22 protein-coding genes are annotated in these 21,508 nt (G+C 65.8%); 11 read left to right on the top strand and 11 right to left on the bottom strand.

What is annotated here, in order from left to right; genetic code table 11:
• The 4 genes from RV045_RS12925 to RV045_RS12910 all read left to right on the top strand — a co-directional run.
• Nucleotides 1-531: DUF1415 domain-containing protein (locus RV045_RS12925; protein ID WP_423236205.1), on the top strand; the 531-nt coding region annotated here is incomplete at its 5' end.
• 108 nt (nt 532-639) lie between these two features.
• Nucleotides 640-1,200, top strand: coding sequence for a hypothetical protein (locus RV045_RS12920; RefSeq protein ID WP_423236204.1), 561 nt, complete (start codon nt 640-642; stop codon nt 1,198-1,200).
• Nucleotides 1,201-1,228: 28 nt separating this feature from the next.
• On the top strand, nt 1,229-2,416 hold the full coding sequence (locus RV045_RS12915) for a hypothetical protein (RefSeq protein ID WP_423236203.1): 1,188 nt from the start codon (nt 1,229-1,231) through the stop codon (nt 2,414-2,416).
• A 36-nt stretch (nt 2,417-2,452) separates the two neighbouring features.
• On the top strand, nt 2,453-3,028 hold the full coding sequence (locus RV045_RS12910; RefSeq protein WP_423236202.1) for a hypothetical protein: 576 nt from the start codon (nt 2,453-2,455) through the stop codon (nt 3,026-3,028).
• Here the strand turns inward: RV045_RS12910 and RV045_RS12905 are convergent.
• Together RV045_RS12905 and RV045_RS12900 are read right to left on the bottom strand one after the other, a co-directional pair.
• Nucleotides 3,018-3,656: an MOSC domain-containing protein gene (locus RV045_RS12905; RefSeq protein ID WP_423236201.1), complete on the bottom strand. Its 639-nt coding sequence runs from the start codon at nt 3,654-3,656 to the stop codon at nt 3,018-3,020. The genes RV045_RS12910 and RV045_RS12905 overlap by 11 nt on opposite strands.
• A gap of 41 nt (nt 3,657-3,697) precedes the next feature.
• Complete coding sequence (locus RV045_RS12900) at nt 3,698-4,198, bottom strand: flavin reductase family protein (protein WP_423236200.1); 501 nt, start codon at nt 4,196-4,198, stop codon at nt 3,698-3,700.
• Nucleotides 4,199-4,292: 94 nt separating this feature from the next.
• Between RV045_RS12900 and rocF the strand changes: the two genes are divergently transcribed.
• The 3 genes from rocF to RV045_RS12885 are packed head-to-tail and all read left to right on the top strand — an operon-like array spanning nt 4,293 to nt 6,417.
• Nucleotides 4,293-5,219 carry an arginase gene (rocF, locus tag RV045_RS12895; RefSeq protein ID WP_423236199.1) on the top strand — a complete coding sequence of 309 codons (927 nt, stop codon included), beginning with the start codon at nt 4,293-4,295 and terminating at the stop codon, nt 5,217-5,219.
• Nucleotides 5,220-5,268: 49 nt separating this feature from the next.
• On the top strand, nt 5,269-5,658 hold the full coding sequence (locus RV045_RS12890) for an MAPEG family protein (RefSeq protein WP_423236198.1): 390 nt from the start codon (nt 5,269-5,271) through the stop codon (nt 5,656-5,658).
• Between the two features lie 15 nt (nt 5,659-5,673).
• The gene (locus tag RV045_RS12885; RefSeq protein ID WP_423236197.1) at nt 5,674-6,417 is read left to right on the top strand and encodes a class I SAM-dependent methyltransferase; all 744 of its coding nucleotides are present in this window, start codon (nt 5,674-5,676) and stop codon (nt 6,415-6,417) included.
• 10 nt (nt 6,418-6,427) lie between these two features.
• Here RV045_RS12885 and RV045_RS12880 read toward each other — a convergent pair whose 3' ends face one another.
• The 9 genes from RV045_RS12880 to RV045_RS12840 all read right to left on the bottom strand — a co-directional run bounded on the left by RV045_RS12880 (nt 6,428) and on the right by RV045_RS12840 (nt 16,796).
• A complete protein-coding gene (locus tag RV045_RS12880; protein ID WP_423236196.1) occupies nt 6,428-7,015 on the bottom strand; it encodes a nitroreductase family protein in 588 nt (195 codons plus the stop codon).
• Between the two features lie 51 nt (nt 7,016-7,066).
• Nucleotides 7,067-7,957, bottom strand: a complete 891-nt coding sequence (locus tag RV045_RS12875) for a formyltetrahydrofolate deformylase (RefSeq protein WP_423236195.1) — start codon at nt 7,955-7,957, stop codon at nt 7,067-7,069.
• The gene (locus tag RV045_RS12870) at nt 7,954-8,544 is read right to left on the bottom strand and encodes a sarcosine oxidase subunit gamma (protein WP_423236194.1); all 591 of its coding nucleotides are present in this window, start codon (nt 8,542-8,544) and stop codon (nt 7,954-7,956) included. The genes RV045_RS12875 and RV045_RS12870 overlap by 4 nt, the downstream gene beginning before the upstream one ends.
• Nucleotides 8,537-11,539 (bottom strand): sarcosine oxidase subunit alpha family protein, encoded by a 3,003-nt coding sequence (locus RV045_RS12865; RefSeq protein ID WP_423236193.1) that lies wholly within the window; start codon nt 11,537-11,539, stop codon nt 8,537-8,539. Before RV045_RS12865 ends, RV045_RS12870 begins: the two co-directional genes overlap by 8 nt.
• Nucleotides 11,536-11,829 carry a sarcosine oxidase subunit delta gene (locus tag RV045_RS12860; RefSeq protein ID WP_423236192.1) on the bottom strand — a complete coding sequence of 98 codons (294 nt, stop codon included), beginning with the start codon at nt 11,827-11,829 and terminating at the stop codon, nt 11,536-11,538. Before RV045_RS12860 ends, RV045_RS12865 begins: the two co-directional genes overlap by 4 nt.
• A gap of 10 nt (nt 11,830-11,839) precedes the next feature.
• Entirely contained in the window at nt 11,840-13,084 is a 1,245-nt protein-coding gene (locus RV045_RS12855) for a sarcosine oxidase subunit beta family protein (RefSeq protein WP_423236191.1), read from the bottom strand.
• A gap of 10 nt (nt 13,085-13,094) precedes the next feature.
• Nucleotides 13,095-14,474: an L-serine ammonia-lyase gene (locus RV045_RS12850; RefSeq protein ID WP_423236190.1), complete on the bottom strand. Its 1,380-nt coding sequence runs from the start codon at nt 14,472-14,474 to the stop codon at nt 13,095-13,097.
• A 17-nt stretch (nt 14,475-14,491) separates the two neighbouring features.
• Complete coding sequence (gene glyA, locus RV045_RS12845; RefSeq protein ID WP_423236189.1) at nt 14,492-15,751, bottom strand: serine hydroxymethyltransferase; 1,260 nt, start codon at nt 15,749-15,751, stop codon at nt 14,492-14,494.
• 88 nt (nt 15,752-15,839) lie between these two features.
• The gene (locus RV045_RS12840; protein WP_423236188.1) at nt 15,840-16,796 is read right to left on the bottom strand and encodes a GlxA family transcriptional regulator; all 957 of its coding nucleotides are present in this window, start codon (nt 16,794-16,796) and stop codon (nt 15,840-15,842) included.
• A gap of 84 nt (nt 16,797-16,880) precedes the next feature.
• On the opposite strand from RV045_RS12840, the gene RV045_RS12835 reads away from it, so the two are divergent.
• The 4 genes from RV045_RS12835 (at nt 16,881) to RV045_RS12820 (ending at nt 21,487) form a co-directional block, all read left to right on the top strand.
• On the top strand, nt 16,881-17,855 hold the full coding sequence (locus RV045_RS12835) for a GlxA family transcriptional regulator (RefSeq protein WP_423236187.1): 975 nt from the start codon (nt 16,881-16,883) through the stop codon (nt 17,853-17,855).
• 175 nt (nt 17,856-18,030) lie between these two features.
• Nucleotides 18,031-19,248 carry a M24 family metallopeptidase gene (locus RV045_RS12830; RefSeq protein ID WP_423236186.1) on the top strand — a complete coding sequence of 406 codons (1,218 nt, stop codon included), beginning with the start codon at nt 18,031-18,033 and terminating at the stop codon, nt 19,246-19,248.
• Nucleotides 19,249-19,282: 34 nt separating this feature from the next.
• Nucleotides 19,283-20,374 (top strand): ABC transporter ATP-binding protein, encoded by a 1,092-nt coding sequence (locus RV045_RS12825; RefSeq protein WP_423236185.1) that lies wholly within the window; start codon nt 19,283-19,285, stop codon nt 20,372-20,374.
• Nucleotides 20,375-20,419: 45 nt separating this feature from the next.
• Complete coding sequence (locus RV045_RS12820; protein WP_423236184.1) at nt 20,420-21,487, top strand: ABC transporter substrate-binding protein; 1,068 nt, start codon at nt 20,420-20,422, stop codon at nt 21,485-21,487.
• The last annotated feature ends 21 nt before the right edge of the window (nt 21,488-21,508 follow it).

The raw sequence follows: 21,508 nt of genomic DNA, 5'->3' as shown, positions 1-21,508 counted from the left end.
CGCCGCTGGCTGGAGGCCGCCGTCGTGGGCCTGGGCCTGTGCCCCTTCGCCAAGCCGGTGCTCGACGCGGGACGCCTGCACCTGACAGTGTCGGCCGCCCGCGACGAAGACGCTGCGCTGGCCGATCTCCAGACCGAGCTGCAGGCCCTGGCGGACCTGCCCGCCAGCACGCGCGACACCACGCTGCTGGTGCTGCCGCACCTGTGGCCGGATTTTCTGGATTTCAACCAGTTTCTCGACGCAACCGATGCGCTGCTTGAAGCGCTGGAGCTGGACGGCATTTTCCAGATTGCGCCGTTTCACCCCGGCTTTGTCTTCGCGGGCGAGCCCGAAGACGATATGAGCCACTGCACCAACCGCTCGCCCTATCCCACGCTGCATCTGCTGCGCGAAGACAGCCTGGCCGAAGCGATTGAATCCTATGCCGCACGCCGCGGCGATACGGATCGTATTTATGAACAGAATATCCGTCATCTGCGAGGGTTGGGGGTGGCGGGTTGGCAAACACTTTTTTCACATCCTAAGGTGTGATTTTTTTCCAACAAAAGACCTGGCTTTTGACTCGGGCAAGGGCTTGCAGGGCTTGGATATTTCCGTCTGATGCGAGACATTCAAACCTGACATTCACAAGGAAACCCCATGAAAAAGAACACGCTGGCGCTGTTTAGCAGCCTCTCTCTGTCTGTGATGCTGGCAGCTTGTGGGGGCGGAGGCTCCTCCGAAGACACCCGGGCAGTCCCCGCCGCTTGGGACGGGACGTGGGCGAGCCCCGAACCTTGCACCCCAAGCTACCCTCGAACCGATTCTTCGGGGGATTATTATGATGCGGGCGCAATGTTCATCAGCAATAGCACAGATCAAACTTTGATACTCAAAGAAATTGCTTACACGGATGATAAATGCACTCAAAAAGCAGGCGCCCTCGAAGTCACCTTCGATGGCAGCCAGTTCAAGCAGGCCTCGTTCGATGGCTATCAGAACGCACGAACCGGCGTAATAACCGTCAGCAATGTAAAAATCAGTTCTGATGGCGATGGCAGCGGATTTACGCTGAATCCAGAACCCATTTACAAGGGCGCACAAAACAACCAAAGTTTCGGCATCAATGCCAGCGGGCAACTGTGCGGAGCTTCCAGCAACGGCGACCTTAAAGTGGCTCCCAATATGGCCAAAGCTGGTTGCGGAAACAAACAGAAGTAATCAACTCTTTCAAGCTCAAGAAAATCTCATGAAAACGAATACATTGGCCTTGTTGAGTGCAGTCTCTCTGTCTGTGTTGCTGGCGGCTTGCGGGGGCGGGGGCAGTAGTACGGCCACAACCAGCACCGGAACAACAACAGCTGACGTAGGAAGCACAAGCACCCCTAGCACGAATACTGGCGTGGCTGATACCGGGATAGCAACTGGCACGACGGGGACAACCGGCACAGGCACTTCCACCGATTCAAGCAGTGGAACACCGGACCAACCAGCTGCACACCCTCCAGGCCTTCCTGCTTCATGGGCGGGAAGCTATATTTTCACTTCGACCTGCGAGCCCTCATTCAGCAAGAGCGGCGGGGGCACTTATTATGGTGACGGCACTTTGCTCACAGTTGATGTCAAGGCACAGACTATCGCCGGAAAAGATATTCAATACAGTGATGATCAGTGCACGCAAAAAGCTGGGGCGATAGTCACCACAATTTCACTCCAGCAACTTCAATCTCCCACTGTGGAAAGCTACCAGGATGTCCAGACCGGAGTATCAACGGTGATCAGCCAAACCTCTGGCGATGATGGGAGTGGCGTCGGATTTTTTCCTGCAGCAGCGCCAACCGATCACACGGGAATTCAGCGTAAATTCACCGCAGGATTGAACAGCAAAGGTTCACTCTGCCTTGCAGACAGCCGCACGAACACGACGGATGATCTGAGTACCGCCGATTGTGCTATTCGTGATGATGGGAATTTTTCCAAGCCGGTCGATACAGGGGCAGCCGTTCCAGCCTTCTGGTCGGGCAAATGGGTGGCCCCCATGGCCTGCCACAGAACCTATGATCGCCGGAGTGACTCCGGCTATGGTTCCTATTATGAAAACCAAGCCAATCTGACTTTCAATAGCACAGACAACACAGTTAGCGTGGAAGATATTCTGTACAGCGACAATCAATGCACCAGCAAAGCGGGCTCAATCCGTTATGTCGCCGATACCAGCCAGCTTCAACAAGTCACTCAGGAAGGCTATGTCATTGCACGCAGAGGCACCTTGACAGAAACCACAGCCACTTCCGACAGTTCGCTGGATTTGAAGTCACCGGTGACCGCCGGGAGCCCGTCGATTCTCGCAGGGATCAAACCCAACGGAACGCTGTGCGTGACTCCCGTCAACCCCAGTGGGACGGGCACGCAGACCATCTGCTACACCAAGCAATAACCCACTGACTCAAAATCAGAACAGCAAGGAAACCCCATGAAAAACAACACCCTTGCGCTGCTCAGCGCCGCATGCCTGTCTGTGCTGCTGGCCGCCTGTGGGGGCGGTGGAAGCAGTGACTCGACATCGACCGCCAGCTCAAACGCTATCCCGGCCTCATTTGATGGCACGTGGGTGTACACCGTCCCTTGTGAATCGACATACAAGCGAAGCACCGTCGCAGCGAACGGCGACAGCTATTACTACGGCAATGGCAACGCCATCACGATTGATAGCACTGCAAATACATTGACCACCAAAGAGGTCATCTACAGCGACAACACCTGCGCCAGCAAAGCTGGCTTGGCCACCTTCACTGATGCTCTCAGTGAAGTCAAGCCAAGTTCGGCCAGCGGATATACGGACGTCCGAACCGGAATAGCGACCAACACCGGCATTACCTATGGCAGGGATGGTGGAAGTGGTATTGCGCTACAGGATGCACCCAGCAAAAATGGAGCGCAACTGCAGTTTGTGGCAGGGTTTGCGGCAGACGGCAAACTGTGTGCACGCTTGAGCAATTTGGGCACCCCGCAGGACATCACAAAGGCCAACTGCGGCGTCAAGCAGTAAGCAGCTTCTCCAACCGCTCCCCCAGCTCCTGCCGCAGGCGCTGGGCCAGCGGCGCGGCCAGCCAGCGGCGAAGCAGGGCTGGGTCGCGGGAGGCGTGGAAGTGGTCGCTGAACAGGTCGGTCATGCCGATGCGGTCGCCCGCAAACGGCGTCATCTGCACGGCGTCGCCCGGCGTCAGAAAGCCACCCTCCAGCACGCGGCAGTACACGCCCGGGCGCCCCACGTCGCGAAAGCGCTTCACAAAACCGGGGTCGTCCATGTGCTGCGCCAGCGTGGCGCAGGGGAAGCGCGGCGCGGTCACCTCCAGCAGCACCTCCTGGATCTGCAGGCGGTCGCCCACGGCCAGATCGCGGCTGTCCAGCCCGGACACGGTCAGGTTCTCGCCCAAGGTCCCGGGCGGCAGGGTGCGGCCCAGCAGTTCGGACCACGCGGCGTAATCGGGTTCGCCATAGACATAAACCGCCTGATCGGGGCCGCCATGGACGCTCCGGTTGCACACCGCATCGCCCATCAGGCCCTGCGCGTCGAGGAGAACCGGCCCGGCAACCGGCTTTTTGGCGATGCCGCTGGGGCTTTTGTGTCCAGGCAGCGGCTGCGCCTGGCCCAGGTTGATGCTGGCAAGAATCATGAATCGTCCTTCAGTGAAAATCGTCCGGCCTGCAGGTCAGCCTACAGGCCGACGCCCCGGTGGTAACCGCCGTGGCCGTAGAGCAAAGGCTCTCCGCTGTGGCTGTGGCAGGCGGTGACGCGGCCGATCAGGATGTGGTGGGAGTGCCGGGTCAGCAGCTCTTCCACCTCGCAATCCAGCCAGGCCAGAGCGCCAGACAGGATGGGCGGCGAATCGGCGCTGTTCTGGCGCCACAGGCCCTCCTGGAAACGCGCTGCGCCCCGGTGACCGCCGAGGCCCGCGAAGCGGTCAGCGATGTCGCGCTGGTCGTCGCGCAGCACATTGACGGCGAAGCGCCGCGTGCGCGCCACCATCTGCCCCGAGGACGAGCTGGCGTTGCACGCCACCAGCAGCGCGGGCGGCTCGGCGCTGAGCGAGGTCACCGAGGTGGCGGTGAAGCCACCGCGCTCCGGGCCGTCGTCCATGGTGACGATGCACACCCCGCTGAACAGGGTGCGCATGCACGATTTGAACGCGGCAGTCAGGTCGGTGGGGTCGGTCATGGTGGCAAGGGCGCAAAGGTGCGGGGAGTATGCCTCAGCGTCCCTTCCCATGCAGCACAATGCGCGCAAGACCTGACCCGACCGGAGCCCGATCATGACTTCTGCCCCTGTGACCACCGCCGCCCTGATTGGCGTGCCCACCGACGTGGGCGCTGGCGTGCGCGGCGCCTCGATGGGCCCCGAGGCCCTGCGCGTGGCCGGACTGCAGACCGCGCTGGAGCATCAGGGCCTGCGTGTCATCGACACCGGCAACCTGTCCGGCCCGGCCAACCCCTGCCTGCCGCCGCAGGATGGCTACCGGCACCTGGCCGAAAACATCGCCTGGAACCGCAGCCTGTATGACGCCACGCTGGCACAGCTGCGCCTGGGACATCTGCCCATCATGCTGGGCGGCGATCACTGCCTGGCCATCGGATCGATCAGCGCGGTGGCCCGCCACTGCCGCGACACCGGCCGCAAACTGCGCGTGCTGTGGCTGGACGCCCACGCCGATTTCAACACCAGCGCGCTGACGCCATCAGGCAACGTCCACGGCATGCCGGTCGCCTGCCTGTGCGGTTTTGGCCCCGACGGGTTGACCACGCTGGCGGGCGCGGCACCGGCCATCGCGCCGCACGAGGTGCGCCAGATCGGCATCCGCAGCGTGGATGCGGGCGAGAAGCGCTTCGTCCACGAGCAGGGGCTGGATGTCTACGACATGCGCGCCATCGACGAGCTGGGCATGCGCGCCGTGATGGAACGCGCACTGGACGGCATGGACGACAGCACCCACCTGCACGTGAGTTTCGATGTCGATTTCCTCGATCCGTCGATGGCGCCCGGCGTCGGCACCACGGTGCGCGGCGGGCCCGATTACCGCGAGGCGCACCTGTGCATGGAGATGATCCACGGCAGCGGGCGCCTGGGCTCGCTGGACATTGTCGAGCTCAACCCCGCGCTGGACGTGCGCAACCAGACCGCCGAAGTCGCCGTTGATCTGGTCGAATCGCTGTTTGGCAAATCGACGCTGATGCGGCGGTGAGCCACGGCGCCTTTCCTTCTTTTTGATCCCCCACCCCCGAAAGCCCACCATGACGCTTGCTGAAATCTGCCTCCTTGTCGCCTGTTTCCTGCCCATCGTCTGCGCGGGCCTGGCCAAGCGCCAGGGTTTTGGTCGCCCGCCGGCGGACGGGGGCTACGACAACAGCAACCCGCGCGAATGGACGGCCCGCCAGCAAGGCGCCGCCGCCCGCGCCAACGCGGCGCAGATGAACAGCTTCGAGGCCCTGCCCCTCTTCATCGCCGCCGTGCTGGTGGCGCAGCAGCATGGTGCTGCGCAAGGGGCGGTCAACGCGCTGGCGCTGGCTTTTGTGGCGCTGCGCGTGGCCTACATCTGGGCCTATATCAGCGACCGCGCCACGCTGCGCTCGGTCCTGTGGGCCGTGGCCTCGGCCTGCGCGGTACTCCTTTTCTTCGTCTGATCACCGGGAGAATGCATGAACCAGCCCTGGAACGCCCAGCAGTACACCACCCACGCGGCCTTTGTCCCCGAACTGGGCCAGCCCGTGCTGGACTGGCTGGCCCCGAAACCCGGCGAACAGATTCTGGATGTGGGCTGCGGCGACGGGGCTCTGACGCTGCGCCTGCAGCAGGCGGGTGCGCAGGTGGTGGGCGTGGACGCCAGCCCCGACATGATCGCCACCGCACAGGCCCGGGGGCTGGACGCGCAAGTGATGGATGGCGCTGCGCTGAACTTTGAGCCGCGCTTTGACGCCGTCTTCAGCAACGCCGCGCTGCACTGGATGCTGAAGCCGGACGCCGTCATCGCAGGCGTGGTGCGGGCGCTCAAACCCGGCGGGCGCTTTGTCGCTGAAATGGGCGGTGCGGGCAACATCGCCGCGCTGCTGCAGGCCATGCAGGAGACCTTTGCGCAGCACCCGGAGTTTGGGGCCTTCGACAACCCCTGGTTCTTCCCCAGCCCGGACGATTACGCCGCGCGGCTGCAGGCGCACGGCCTGAATGTGCGCCGCATCGCGCTGATCCCGCGGCCCACGCCGCTGGCGTCGGGGCTGCGCGAATGGCTGGTCACCTTCAGCGCGGGCATCACGCGCCGCCTGGACGAGGCGCAAAAAACGCGCTTCCAGGACGAAGTCTGCGAGCGCCTGCGCCCGCAGCTCTGGGACGGCCAGCAGTGGGTCGCCGACTACGTGCGCCTGCGCTTCATCGCCGATCTGGCGTGATCTGTCCGGATCAGCGTGCCGCGCCCACTGCGCCGGACACGAACTGGTCGATCGGCTTGCGCTGGCGCGGCGCGGTGTCGCGCGCGGCCAGGGCCTCGGGCAGGCTGCTGGCCTGACCCGCGTAGCCAATGACCATGGCGGTGACCGCCACCGTGCCTTCGGGCAGGGCCAGGCGCTCGCGCGCCACGTCGGGCAGGATGCCGGCCATCTGGTGCGCCGACAGCCCCAGGTGCGTGGCCTGCGCCAGCAGGTTGCCCACAGCCAGGCCCAGGTCGTGCTCGGCGCAGCGGTTGGGTTGGCCCGTGGCGGCCAGGCTCTGGCGCACCAGGTTGAGCACCAGCACCGGCGCATTCTGGGCCCAGACGCGGTTGGGTTCGACCAGGCAATCCAGCAGCGTCGCGTGCAGATCGTCCCCCTGGCGGGCGACGACAAACTGCCAGGGCTGCTCGTTGAACGCGGAGGGCGCCCAGCGTGCGGCCTCAAACAGCGCGTACAGATCGGCGTCCGCTACGGGCGTGCTGGCCCAGGCGTAGGGGCTCCAGCGCTGGCTGAGCACCGGCAGGATGTCGTGATCGGGGGTGGGGAGTTTGGGGTTCATGTGCGTAGCATAGCCCGGCCACAAAGCAGCCTGGGCCGTGGGGGCAAAGCCTCAGCGCAGGATGACCGTGCGCTGGCCGTTGACGAACACGCGCCGCTCGACCACCAGGCGCACGGCGCGCTCCAGCACCAGACTTTCGGTGTGGCGGCCGACGTGCAGAAACTGTTCGGGCAGGCAGGTGTGGTCCACGCGCTCCAGCGCCTGTTCGATGATGGGGCCTTCGTCCAGATCGGGCGTGACGAAGTGCGCCGTCGCGCCGATCAGCTTGACGCCGCGCGCGTGCGCCTGCTCGTAAGGGCGCGCGCCCTTGAATCCCGGCAGGAAGGAGTGGTGGATGTTGATGGCCCGGCCCTGCAGCGTGCGGCACAGGCCATCGCTGAGCACCTGCATGTAGCGCGCCAGCAGCACGAACTCGGCGCCCGTCTGCTCGATCAGCGCCAACAGCGCGGCCTCCTGCGCGGGCTTGGTTTCGGGGGTGATGGGCAGGTGGTGAAAGGGCACGCCTTCGGCCTGCACCAGCGGCTGCAGCAGCGTGTGGTTGGACACCACACCCACCACACGCATGTTCAGCCCGGCGCTGCTGATCTGGGTGAACAGCTCTTTCAGGCAGTGATCGGTTCTGGACACCATGATCAGCACCGGCACCGGCGTGTCCTTGCTGTAGACCCGCCCGCACGATCCGGCAAACGGCGCCAGGCGCTGGTTGAGCGTCGCTTCCAGCGCCTGAATGTCGGGCGTGGGGCTGGGTGGCAGCCGCACCTGCGTGCGCAGGTAAAAGCGCGTGGTCAGCACGTCATCGAACACCGAGAATTCTTCGATGTAGGCGCCAAGCTCTTCCAGCAGGGCCGTGACGGCGGCGACCTGGCCCCGCGCGCTGGGCCCTTCCAGGGTCAGGATGAAGCGCGGGTCGGCGCAGGCCTGCGCGGCCGAAGAGGCGCTCATGGCAGGGTCTCCAGCGCAGCGGCGGGAGTGATCGCTGGTGGGCGGACGCGCACCGCGCCTGCGCTGCAACGCTCGATCAGCAGCGCGACATAGCCCCGGAAGCTGTTGCGCACCAGCACCTCGAAACGCGGCTCGTCCTGCGTCTGCCAGAGCCAGACCGAGGCCTTGAAGAACACCGACCCGGCGCTTTGGCCCACACGAAACTGGCGCGGGTGCAGATCGAGTGGACAGCCCTGGGCCAGCAGTTCGCGCGCTCCTGCGCCCGCCAGCTCCAGCACGGTGTAGCCGCCGCTGACATCCGTGACGGCCACGTGCTGCCCGGCCAGCGCCTGGCGCAGGCGCAGTTCCAGCGCAGCGGCGGTGTCATAGCGGCTGAGCACAAACCAGTCGTCCGGCCCGGCCCAGATCAGGCGCAGTCCGGCCTGCGCCCCAGCGTCCAGATTGGCGCTGCACGCGGCCACAGGCAGATCAGCGCCCAGCGCCTGGCGCACGCCATCGCGAAAGGCCGCGTCATCGGGGTTGCCGCGCAGGTTGAGGATGGCGGCACAGGTCTGCCAAGCGGCGGTCAAATCAGTGGGATCAGGCATTCTGGCGCTCCGATTTCGGATCAAAAAAGACGGGGCTGACCACCGTGGCGGTCACATTGCGCCCATCGCGCAGGGCGACCTGCACGGTTTCGCCCATGCGACCCAGGCCGGCCTTGAGCAGCGCCATGGCGATGGATCGGCCCAGTGTCGGGCTGGCGTAGCTGGACGTGACATGGCCTTGCATGGGCGTGAGCGCGGGCGGCGGCTGGAAGGGCCCGGCCAGAATCTGCGCGCCTTCGGGCAGCACCAGCGCCGGGTCTTCGGTCAGCAGGCCGACCAGCTGCTTGCGGTCGCTGCGCGCGGTATCGCTGCGGGTCAGCGAACGCCGTCCCAGAAAATCCTTGGTCTTCGAGACCATGCCGCCCATACCCAGATCGACCGGCGTGACCGACCCATCGGTGTCCTGGCCGACGATGACAAAGCCCTTCTCGGCGCGCAGCACGTGCATGGTTTCGGTGCCGTAGGGCGTGATCCCGTAAGCCCGGCCTTCGGCGTGAATCGCCTTCCAGACGTGCAGGCCGTGCTGCCAGGGCACGCTGATTTCGTAGCTGCGCTCGCCCGAGAAGCTGATGCGCATGATGCGCGCCGCCACCCCGGCCACCGTGCCTTCGCGGTAGGACATGAAGGGGAAGGCGGCATCGTCAAAATCAACATCCGGGCACAGCGCGCGGATCACGTCGCGGCTTTTCGGCCCGACCACGGCGGTCGTCGTCCAGTGGTCGGTCACCGAAGTGAGGTAGACCTTGAGATGCGGCCATTCGGTCTGCAGCCAGCGCTCCATCCAGGCCAGCACGCGCGCCGCGCCGCCGGTGGTGGTGTGCATGAGGAAGTGGTTCTCGGCAATGCGCACCGTCACGCCATCGTCAAAGACCATGCCGTTCTCGTCCAGCATGAAGCCGTAACGGCACTTGCCGACCTCCAGCTTGCTCCAAGCGTTGCAGTAAAGCCAGTTGAGGAAGGTGGCCGAATCCGGGCCCTGAATGTCGATTTTGCCCAGCGTGGACGCGTCCAGCGTGCCCACCGCGTTGCGCACGGCCAGCACCTCGCGGTGAACGGCGGCGTGCAGATCCTCGCCCTGCTTCGGATAGTACCAGGGCCGCTTCCACTGGCCGACATCCTCGAACAGGGCGCCGTGCTGCACATGCCACTCGTGCATGGCGGTGAAGCGCATGGGATCGAAAACCGCGCCCAGCTCGACCCCGGCCACGGCGCCAAAAGTGACCGGCGTGTAGTTGGGCCGGAAGGTGGTGGTGCCCACCTGCGGAATGGGCTTGCCCATGGCCTGCGCCGCAATGCCCATGCCGTTGATGTTGCCCGTCTTGCCCTGGTCGGTGCCAAAGCCCATGGCGGTGTAGCGCTTGATGTGCTCGATGGATTCAAAGCCCTCGCGCACCGCCAGCAGGATGTCGGACGCGGCCACATCGTTCTGGAAATCGACAAACTGCTTGGGCGCGCGGCTGGGCTTGCGCGGGTGGGGCACCAGCCACAGCGGGCGGATGGGATCGAGCTGCTGCGCCTCGATGACGGGCTCGGCAGGCGCGGAACCGGGCTCGAAGCCCGCCGCCTGCGCTGCGGCCAGACCCTGCTCCAGCCCCTGGCGTGCGCAGGCCAGCAGGCCCTCGCCACCGCCACAGGCGCCCGCCCAGCGCTCGCCCTGAAAAGGCTTGCCGGGCGTGAAGGCCTGCAGCGACTCGTTCCAGACCGCCTTGTTGCCCGCCTGGCTGTGCAGGTGGATGACGGGATTCATGCCGCCCGACATGGCCAGCAGGTCGCAGCCTAGGGTGCGCTGCGGGCCGGTCAGCGCGCCCGTGGCGTCCAGGTTCTGGACGCGCACTGACTGCACCTGGCGCCGCCCCACGGCCTCGGTGACCACGCTGGACCACTGCACCGCGATCCCGGCCTGGACGGCCCGGGCGGGCAGCGTGCCGCTGGATCGCGGACGCGCATCGAGCACCTGCACGCTGGCCCCGGCGGCCTTGAGCGCCAGCGCGGCGTCATAGCCGTGGTCGTTGTTGGTGAAGACCAGCGCCTGCTGCCCCGGCAGCACGGCGTAGCGCCGGATGTAGGTGCTGACTGCCGACGCCAGCAGGATGCCGGGCAGATCGTTGTTGGCAAAAACCAGGGTGCGCTCGTGCGCGCCGGTGCACAGCACGACTTCGCGGGCGCGCACGCGCCACAGGCGCTCGCGGCAGTGCGGCTGCTGTTCGGGCTCCAGGTGGTCGGCGCGGCGCTCGGCCAGCGTCACAAAGTGGTGATCGTGGAAGCCAAACGCGGTGGTGCGGCGCAGCACACGCACCTCGGGCAGGGCCGACAGACGCTGCAGCGCCTGCGCCACCCACTGTGCGGCGGGCTGGCCGTCCAGCGTCTCGTCGCTGGACAGCAGCCAGCCGCCGGGCTCGGACTGCTCGTCGCACAGGATGACGCGCGCCCCCGCCTCGCCCGCCGCCAGCGCAGCGCACAGTCCGGCCACACCGCCGCCGACAACCAGCACGTCGCAGTGCGCGAACTGCTTGTCGTAGTGCGCCGGGTCGGCCTCGGTCGGCGAAGACCCCAGGCCACTGGCGGCGCGGATGTGTTTCTCGAAAAACTGCCATGCCGCCTGCGAGGCCATGAAGGTCTTGTAATAGAAGCCCGCCGGAATCAGGCGCGAAAACCAGCCGTTGACCGCGCCCACGTCAAACTCCAGGCTGGGCCGGGCGTGAACCGACTGGGCGATCAGGCCATCGACCAGTTCGACCTCGGTCATGCGGGCGTTCGGCACGGTGCGGTTGCCGCCAAACAGCTGGACCAGGGCATTGGGCTCCTCGACGCCGCTGCCCAGCAGGCCGCGCGGGCGGTGGTATTTCCAGCTGCGCGCCACGAGGCGTGTGCCGCTGGCCAGCAGCGCCGAAGCCAGTGTGTCGCCCCGATAGCCGGTGCAGGCTTTGCCGTTGAAGGTGAACTGGATGGTTCGGCTGCGGTCCAGGCGGCCGCCCTGGTTCAGGCGCTGGCTCATGGCTGTTCTCCGGCGGACAGGTCGGGCGCAGTTTCGCCGATCTTCCAGGTGGCGTGGATGCGGTAGCTGACGGTATCGCGCAGGGCGTTGAACCAGCGCCCGCAGCCGCTGGCGTGGCGCCACTGTTCGTGGTGCAGGCCTTTGGGGTTGTGGCGCATGAAGACGTAATCGCCCCAGGCCTCGTCCGTCATCGCGTCGGTGTCCAGCGGGCGCACGATGCTGCCTTCGCCGCCGCAGATGAACTCGATTTCGGCCCGGCGTCCGCACCAGGGGCAGGGAATTTCCAGCATGGCGACTCCTTCAGTGGGCCACGGCTGCAGCGCCGTGTTCGTCGATCAGATGGCCGCTGTAAAAGCGGTCCAGCGCAAAAGCCGCGTTGAGCGCGTGCGGCTGGTCGGTGGCCACGGTGTGCGCCATGACCCAGCCCGATCCGGGCGTGGCCTTGAAACCGCCCGTGCCCCAGCCGCAGTTGATGTACAGCCCCTTCACCGGCGTGCGGCTGATGATGGGACAGGCGTCGGGCGAGACATCGACAATGCCGCCCCACTGCCGGTTCATGCGCACGCGCGAGAAAATCGGGAACATCTCCACGATGGCCTGCAGCGTGTGCTCGATGGTGTGATAGCTGCCGCGCTGGCCGTAGCCGCTGTACTGGTCGATGCCCGCGCCGATGACCAGATCGCCCTTGTCGGACTGGCTGATGTAAGCGTGAATGGCGTTGCTCATGACCACCGTCGGGAAAATCGGCTTGAGCGGCTCGGACACCAGCGCCTGCAGCGGGTGGCTTTCGATGGGCAGGCGGATGTCGGCCATGGCCGCCAGCACGCTGCTGTGCCCGGCGGCGACCAGCGCGACCTTGGGCGTCTTGATGAAGCCCTGCGCTGTCTCCAGCCCCACCACCGCGCCGTTCTCGCGCCGGATGCCCGTCACCTCGCAGTTCTGGATGATGTCCACGCCACGCGCATCGGCGGCGCGGGCAAAGCCCCAGGCGACGGCGTCGTGTCGCGCCACGCCTGCACGCGGCTGCCAGGACGCGCCCAGCACCGGGTAGCGCGTCTGCAGGTTGATGAAGGGGACGATGGCCTTGATCTGCGCCGGGCTGAGCACCTCGGCGTCCACGCCGTTGAGCCGGTTGGCGCCCACGCGCCGTTCGATGTCGCGCATGTCCTGCAGGGTGTGACCCAGGTTCATCACGCCGCGCTGGCTGAACATCACGTTGTAGTTGATGTCCTGCGAGAGCCCCTCCCACAGCTTCATCGCCTTTTCGTAGAGCTGGGTGGATTCGTCCCAGAGGTAATTGGAGCGCACGATGGTGGTGTTGCGCGCCGTGTTGCCGCCGCCCAGGTAGCCGCGCTCCAGCACCGCGATGCGGCGCATTCCGTGCTCCTTGGCCAGATAGTAGGCCGTGGCCAGGCCGTGGCCGCCGCCGCCCACGATGACGGCGTCGTATTCGCTGCGCGGCTGCGGCGAGCGCCACTGGCGCTGCCAGCCCTCGTGATAGCTCACGGCATTGCGCAGCAGGGACCAGATCGAAAAATGTTGCATGCTGGTGCTCCTAGCACTCGACGATGTTGACAGCCAGACCGCCCCGGGCGGTTTCCTTGTATTTGGTTTTCATGTCCGCGCCGGTCTCGCGCATGGTTTTGATGACCTTGTCCAGACTGACGTGGTGAACGCCGTCGCCGCGCATCGCCATGCGCGCCGCGTTGAGCGCCTTCACCGCCGCAATCGCGTTGCGCTCGATGCACGGAATCTGCACCAGTCCGCCGACCGGGTCGCAGGTCAGGCCCAGGTGGTGCTCCATACCGATCTCGGCGGCGTTCTCGACCTGCTCCGGCGTGCCGCCCATGACCGCGCACAGCGCTCCGGCCGCCATGGAGCAGGCCACGCCCACTTCGCCCTGGCAGCCGACTTCGGCACCGCTGATGCTGGCGTTTTCCTTGTAGAGCAGCGCGATTGCCGCCGCCGTCAGCAGGAAATCGACCACCTGCGCCTCGTTGATCATCGGGCCAAAGCGCGTGGCGTAATGCAGCACCGCCGGGACGATGCCAGCCGCGCCGTTGGTTGGCGCCGTGACCACGCGCCCGCCCGCCGCGTTTTCCTCGTTGACCGCCAGGGCGTAGAGGTTGACCCAATCCAGCACCTGCAGCGGATCGCGCAGCGCGGCCTCGGGGTGAGCGCAGAGCTGGCGGTGCAGCTCGGCGGCGCGGCGGCGCACCTTGAAGCCGCCGGGCAGCACGCCCTCCGTGGCGCAGCCGCGCCGCACGCAGGCCTGCATCACCGCCCAGATTTCCAGCAGGCCGCTGCGCACGGCATCCTTGCGCCGCCAGGCCTGCTCGTTGCGCATCATCACGCCCGCGATGCTCAGGCCGGTGGTGCGGCACTGCGCCAGCAGCTCGGCGCCGGTGCGAAAAGGGTGCGGAAGCACGCGATCGTCAGGCACCAGGGCGGGCGAACCGGCCGCATCGGGCTGGACGACAAAGCCGCCCCCCACCGAGTAGTAGGTCTTTTGCAGCAGCGGGTGGCCCGCAGCGTCCCAGGCCGTGATGCGCAGGCCGTTGGAGTGAAACGGCAGCGTCTCCCGACGCAGGAAGATCAGGTCGGTCTTCTCGTCGAAGGCGATGCTCTGGCGTCCGCCCAGGCGCAGCTGGCCACTGGCGCGGATGTCCGCCATGCGCGGCGCGATCTCGTCGGGGTCGATGCGGTCCGGCTCGTGGCCTTCCAGGCCCAGCAGCACGGCCTTGTCGCTGCCGTGGCCCTTGCCCGTCGCGCCCAGCGAGCCATACAGCTCGCAGCAGACACGCGTCGTGGCCTTGAGCCAGCAACTGGCGCGCAGATCGCGCACGAACATCGCCGCCGCCCGCATCGGGCCCACGGTGTGCGAGCTGCTGGGCCCGATGCCCACCTTGAAAATGTCGAATGTGCTGATGGCCATGGTGGCGTCCAGCCCGGTCAGCCGTAGACGGGAAAAGCGCGGGTCAGATCGCCCACCGCCGCGCGCACCTGCGCAAGCACTGCGGCGTCCTGCGGTGCGTCGAGCAGGTCGGCGATCCAGTGGCCCACCTGGCGGGCCTGCTCCTCTTTGAAGCCGCGTGTGGTCATGGCGGGCGAGCCCAGACGCACGCCGCTGGTCACCATGGGTTTTTCCGGGTCGTTGGGAATGGCGTTCTTGTTGACGGTGATGTGCGCCGCGCCCAGCAGCGCTTCGGCGGCCTTGCCCGTCAGGCCTTTGGCGCGCAGATCGACCAGCATCACATGGCTTTCGGTGCGGCCCGACACGATGCGCAGACCGCGCTGCACCAGCGTTTCGGCCAGCGCGGCGGCGTTCTTCACCACCTGCTGCTGGTAGATCCTGAAACCCGGCTGCAGCGCCTCGTGAAAAGCCGCCGCTTTGGCCGCGATGACGTGCATCAGCGGGCCGCCCTGCAGACCAGGGAAAATGGCGCTGTTGATGGCTTTTTCGTGCTCCGGCTTCATCAGGATGATGCCGCCGCGCGGGCCGCGCAGACTTTTGTGCGTGGTGCTGGTGACGATGTCGGCGTGCGGAATCGGGCTGGGATACTCGCCCGCCGCGATCAGGCCCGCGTAGTGCGCCATATCCACCATCAACAGCGCGCCGACGTCTTTGGCGACCCGGGCAAAGCGCTCGAAATCAATCCGCAAGGCATAGGCCGACGCGCCCGCGATGATGATTTTCGGACGCGATTCATGCGCCAGGCGCTCCATGGCGTCGTAATCGATTTCTTCGCGCTCGTTCAGGCCATACGGCACGACGTTAAACCACTTGCCCGACATGTTCAGCGCCATGCCGTGACTCAGGTGCCCGCCTTCGGCCAGGTTCATGCCCATGAAGGTGTCGCCAGGCTTCATGAAGGCCATGAAAACGGCCTCGTTGGCCTGCGCCCCCGAGTGAGGCTGCACGTTGGCGCCCCAGCCGTGCACGTCGGCAGCAAAAAGGCGCTTGACGCGGTCAATGGCCATCTGCTCGGCGATATCGACAAACTCGCAGCCGCCGTAGTAGCGGCGACCGGGGTAGCCTTCGGCGTACTTGTTGGTCAGCTGGCTGCCCTGCGCCATCATCACGGCGGGGCTGGTGTAGTTCTCGGAGGCGATCAGCTCGATGTGATCCTCCTGGCGCTGGTGCTCCTGCTGGATCACGGCCCACAGGTCAGGGTCACTGTTGGGAAGACTGTCGGACGTGTGGCTGAACATGTGTCGCTCCTGCAAAGCGGGAAATGTCGCTCATGGTGTCCTGTTGCCCCCGCCGCAGCCAGACCAATCACGACAGATTTCCTGATTTTTACGACATTTCGGGATTACCCTGGTGTTGCCTGAGCGCCCGCGACAGCGACGAAGCCTCCTGAAAGCCGCACTCCAGCGCTGCCGCCGCCACCCCCATGCGGGTGTTCTTCAACAGCCACTGCGCGCGCTGCAGACGCAGCAGGGTGCGGTACCGCGCCGGGCTCATGCCGATGTCGGCCAGGAAGCGGCGCTCCAGCTGGCGCATGCCCACGGCCATGCTGCCGAAGCACTGGCTGACCGGGCCGGGCTTTTGCATGTGCTGCTCGATCAGCAGCATGGCGCGGTGCACGATGGGGTCGCGCGACTTGTGCGTCAGCACCCCCTCGGGCTGCAGCGCCCGCGACGGCAGGGGTTGGTCTTCCAGCAGGATGCGCAGCGCCTTGACCGAGGCCGAGCGGCCCATGCGCTGCGCGATCAGGTGCGCGGCCAGGTGGACCACGCTGGTGCCCCCGGCGCAGGTCATGCGGTCGCGGTCCAGCACATACATCTGGTTGGAAGTGACGCGGCAGTTCGGGAATTCGGCCTCGAACTCCTCGCGGTGAAACCAGCTCACGCAAGTCAGATAGCCCTCCAGCAACCCCGCCCGCGCCAGCAGGAAAGAGCCCGTGCACAGCCCCGCCAACGTCACGCCCGCCTGCGCGGCGCGCTGCAGGTCGCGCCAGGTCTGCGCGCTGACCTGGCGGTGCCCGTCCAGCAGGCCGCCCACCACGGCGATCAGATCAAAGCGGCTGGGGTCGTCCAGCTCCGCTGTGGCCAGCACAGCCACTCCGCTGCTGGACACAATGGGCGACTGCGGCGGGCCCAGCACCTCCCAGTCGCAGTGCACGCGCTGGCTGCGGTCGCCCTCGTCGGCGGCCAGGCGCAGGGCATCGACAAAGCCCGAAAACGCCGTCAGCGTGAAGCGCGGCGCCAGGATGAAACCAACCCGCAGGGGGCGGATGGGGCTTGGGGTCATGAAAGCAGGCTTTTGAAATGGGCGGAGTGTGGCCGAAGCCCCGTGATAATGCATCGGCTTTGACTTCTTCGGTGACCTCTCGCCTTGAAAACCACCGCCCCACCGCCCACCGAGCCCCAGCGCTACGGCCTGCTGCTGGTGCCGCAGTTTTCGCTGATCGCGCTGGGCGCGGTCGTTGACCCCCTGCGGCTGGCCAACGGCGTGCTGGGCCGCCGGGTGTACGAGTACGTGACGCTGGGCCTGGGGCCCGAGGCCGTGGCGTCCAGCGACGGCATCCGCGTCGTGCCCGACTGCGCCATGGCCGACAGCGGCCGGCTGGATGCTGTGTTCGTGATCGGCCCCAACCCGATCCAGCGCAACGGCCTGGGAGAGATCACCGGTTGGCTGCGCCGTCAGGCCGCACGCGGCGCGGCGCTGGGCGGCGTGGACACCGGCAGCTACTACCTGGCCCAGGCCGGGCTGCTGGACGGCTACCGCTGCACCATCCACTGGGAAGACCGCGATCTGCTGCTGGAGGCCTTTCCGCAGCTCATCGTCTCGACCTGTCTGGCCGAAATCGACCGCGACCGCTACACCTGCAGCGGCGGCGTCAGCCCGATTGATCTGATGATCCGGCTGCTCAGCCGCCCGCCCGGTCATCCGGCCATGGCCGCGCAGGTGGCCGACCTGCTGCTGGCCCAGCAGCGACGCCCGGACGAGCGCCAGGCCCTGTGCCGCCTGCAGCGTCAGGCGCAATCGCCCGGCCTTTTGATCGACGCGCTGGAAATGATGGAAAACAACGTCGAAGAACCCCTGAGCCTGGCCGAAATCTCCCACCATCTGGGCCTGGCGCGGCGCACGCTGGAGCGCCTCTTCCAGCGCCAGACCGGCCAGTCGCCCGGGCAGAAATACCTGCAGATCCGCCTGGAGCGCGCGCGGCTGGCGCTGCTGCGCGGCAACCGCCCGGTGGACGAGGTGGCGCAGTCGGCGGGGTTTGCCTCGACCAGCCACTTCATCGCGCGATATCGCCAGGCTTATGGCAAAACTCCGGCGGCTGACCGGGCCAGCCGCCCGGAATAATCAGCGCGGATAAACCCTTAAGGGTTTCAACAAGCTTTCCCTTCAAGCGGAAAACCCAAGGGAAAACACGGGGCGGGTCATGACGCAAACGTGACATTCTCTGTCGCAAAATGAATGGCGTCCATTCCTTGGTCTGGCCATGATTCGCCATCGGATTTCAAACCGGAGTGTCCCGATGATCGACAATATGCCTGCCCTGATCCGCCTGCGTAACGGAGAAAAAGTCCAGAACACGTTCTCCGCTGCCGAATATGCCCGCCGCCTGGAGAAACTGCGCCGCCACATGGCCGAACAGCAGATTGACGCGGTGCTGTTCACGTCCTACCACTGCATCAATTACTACAGCGATTTCCTGTTCTGCTCGTTTGGCCGCTTTTACGGCCTGGCCGTCACGCACGACAAAACCACCGTCATCGCCGCCAACATCGACGGCGCCCAACCCTGGCGCAAAGGCGTGGCCGACGACGCGCTGACCTACACCGACTGGCAGCGCGGTAACTACTTCCGGGCCGTCGCCGAATGCCTGCCCGCACGCGGCCGCATCGGGCTGGAGTTCGACCACCTGCCCGTGGACCGCCTGAAGGCGCTGGAACAGACACTGCCGCAGGCCACCTTTGTCGATATCGCCCCGGCCTGCATGAAGATGCGCATGATCAAGAGCGCCGAGGAAATCGACTTCATCGCCAACGGCGCGCAGGTCTGCGACATCGGCGGTGCGGCGCTGGTGGCGGCCGTCAAAGAGGGCGTGCCAGAGCACGAAGTGGCACTGGCCTCCACCCAGGCCATGGTGCGCGAAATCGCGAAACGCTACCCGCACACCGAACTGATGGACACCTGGACCTGGTTCCAGAGCGGCATCAACACCGACGGCGCGCACAACCCGGTCACAACGCGCCAGGTTCAGAAGGGCGACATCCTGAGCCTGAACTGCTTCAGCATGATCAGCGGCTACTACACGGCGCTGGAGCGCACGCTCTTCCTGGATCACGCCAGCGACGCCCACCTGCGCCTGTGGGAGATCAACTGCAAGGTGCACGACGAGGGCAAAAAGCTGCTCGTGCCCGGTGCACGCTGCAGCGACATCGCCCGCGAGCTCAACCAGATTTTCGCCGCGCACGACGTGCTGCAGTACCGCACTTTCGGCTATGGCCACAGCTTTGGCGTGCTCAGCCACTACTACGGCCGCGAGGCGGGGCTGGAGCTGCGCGAGGACATCGACACCGTGCTCGAACCGGACATGGTCATCTCCATGGAGCCCATGCTGATGCTGCCCGAGGGCCTGCCCGGCGCGGGCGGCTACCGCGAGCACGACATCCTGGTCATCACGCCCGACGGCAACCGCAACCTGACGGCCTTCCCCTACGGCCCCGAGCACAACATCATCAAGGCCTGACGGCAGACCGCCGCCGCCGCACAAGGATCGCGCAGTGACCCAGAACATCGTCCAGCTCAAAGGCGTGCAGAAAACCTACGACGGCGACAGCCTGGTCGTGAAGGATCTGAACCTCGACATCCGCGAGGGCGAATTCCTGACCCTGCTCGGGCCGTCGGGCTCGGGCAAGACCACCACGTTGATGATGCTGGCGGGCTTCGAGACCGCGACGCACGGTGAAATCTTCCTGGACGGCCAGCCCATCAATCGTCTGGCGCCGGAGGCCCGCAACATCGGCATGGTGTTCCAGAGCTATGCGCTCTTCCCGCACATGACGGTGGCCGAGAACGTGGCCTTTCCGCTGACGGTGCGCGGCGTTCCGCGCAGCGCGATTGGCGAGCGTGTGACCAACATCCTGTCCCTGGTCGGGCTGAAGGGCTTCAACGACCGGCGGCCCGCGCAGCTTTCGGGCGGACAGCAGCAGCGCGTGGCCGTGGCGCGCGCGCTGGTTTTCGAGCCCAAGCTGGTGCTGATGGACGAGCCGCTCTCCGCGCTGGACAAACAGCTGCGCGAGCAGATGCAGTACGAGATCAAGCAGCTGCACCAGCGCCTGGGCGTGACGGTGGTTTACGTCACGCACGACCAGGCCGAGGCGCTGACCATGTCCGACCGCGTTGCCGTGTTCAATGCCGGGGTGATCCAGCAGCTGGACACGCCCGAGCGCCTGTACGAGCACCCGGCCAACGCCTTCGTGGCCAGCTTCATCGGCGAGAACAACAAGCTCATCGGCACCCTGAAAGAGCGCGATGGCGAGTCCTGCAGCGTGGTTCTGGCCGACGGCACGCCGGTGCGCGCCCAGGCGGTGGCGGCGCTGGCGCCGGGTGCGCGCACGCTGCTGTCGCTGCGCCCCGAGCGCATCGTGCTGCATCCCCGCGAAGGCCAGTGCGACGTGCACGCCGACGCCCGCATCAGCGACGTGACCTATCTGGGCGATCACCTGCGCCTGCACGTCAGTGCATTTGGCGGGCAGGACATTGTCGTCAAGCACCCCAACGCCACGCAGGAGCGTCCGTTTGCCCAAGGCGACGCGGTGCGCATCGGCTGGCGCATGAGCGATTGCCACGCGCTGGACGCCCCGGCAGCCTGATTTTTTACAGTTTTTTCAACGCGACCCTCTCTTTTGGAGACACCCATGACAATGCGATCCAGTCTGAAACCGCTGGCCGTGGCGGCCATCGCCGCCCTGTCCGCTGCGGGCGCCAGCGCCCAGCAGATCACCGTGACCTCGTGGGGCGGGGCCTACGGCAAAAGCCAGGTCGAAGTCATGCACAAGCCCTTCACCGCCAAAACCGGCGTGAAGGTGCTCAGCGAGGATTACAACGGGGGGCTTGCCGAGATTCAGGCGCAGGTCAAAACCGGCAACATCAAATGGGATGTGGTGGACGTGGAACTGGCCGAAGCGCTGCGCGGCTGCGACGAGGGCCTCTTTGAGAAAATCGACGCCAGCAAACTGCCCAAAGGCGACGATGGCAGCGACGCCAAAGCCGATTTCCTGCCTGGCATGGTCAACGCCTGCGCCATCGCCAACATCTCCTACGCCAACGTCGTGGCCTACGACAAAGCCAAGATGGGCGCCAATGCCCCGACGAAACTGGAAGACTTTTTCGATCTGAAGAAATTCCCCGGCAAGCGCGGCATGAAGAAAGAAGCGGGCGTGAACCTGGAATGGGCACTGATGGCCGACGGCGTGCCCGCAGCTGACGTCTACAAGGTGCTGTCCACCCCGGCCGGCGTTGATCGCGCCTTCAAAAAGCTGGACACCATCAAGCCGCAGATTGTGTGGTGGAGCGCGGGCGCCCAGCCGCCGCAGCTGCTGGCTTCGGGCGAAGTCGCCATGACCTCGGTCTACCACGGCCGCATTTACGACGCCAATGTCAAGGACGGCAAGAACTTCGCCGTACTGTGGGACGGCCAGATCACCGTGCCCGACCTGTTCGCTGTCGTCAAAGGCTCGAAGAACACCAAGGCAGCGATGGATTTCGTGATGTTCGCCACCAGCACCAAGCCGCTGGCCGAGCAGACCAAATTCATCCCCTACGCCCCGGCGCGCAAATCGTCGCTGGCACTGGTCGATGACAAGATCAAGCCCTGGCTGCCCGGCGCCTCCCATCCGGGGCGCGCCTTCCAGACCAATGCGGGCTGGTGGGCTGACCATGCCGACGAGCTGAATCAGAAGTTTGCCGCTTGGCTGGCGAAATAAGCGACACGCACCAAAGAGCCC

The sequence above is a fragment of the Amphibiibacter pelophylacis genome, assembly GCF_037688875.1.
GTDB lineage: Bacteria > Pseudomonadota > Gammaproteobacteria > Burkholderiales > Burkholderiaceae_C > Amphibiibacter > Amphibiibacter pelophylacis.
This window is presented reverse-complemented; position numbering and strand designations above follow the sequence as displayed.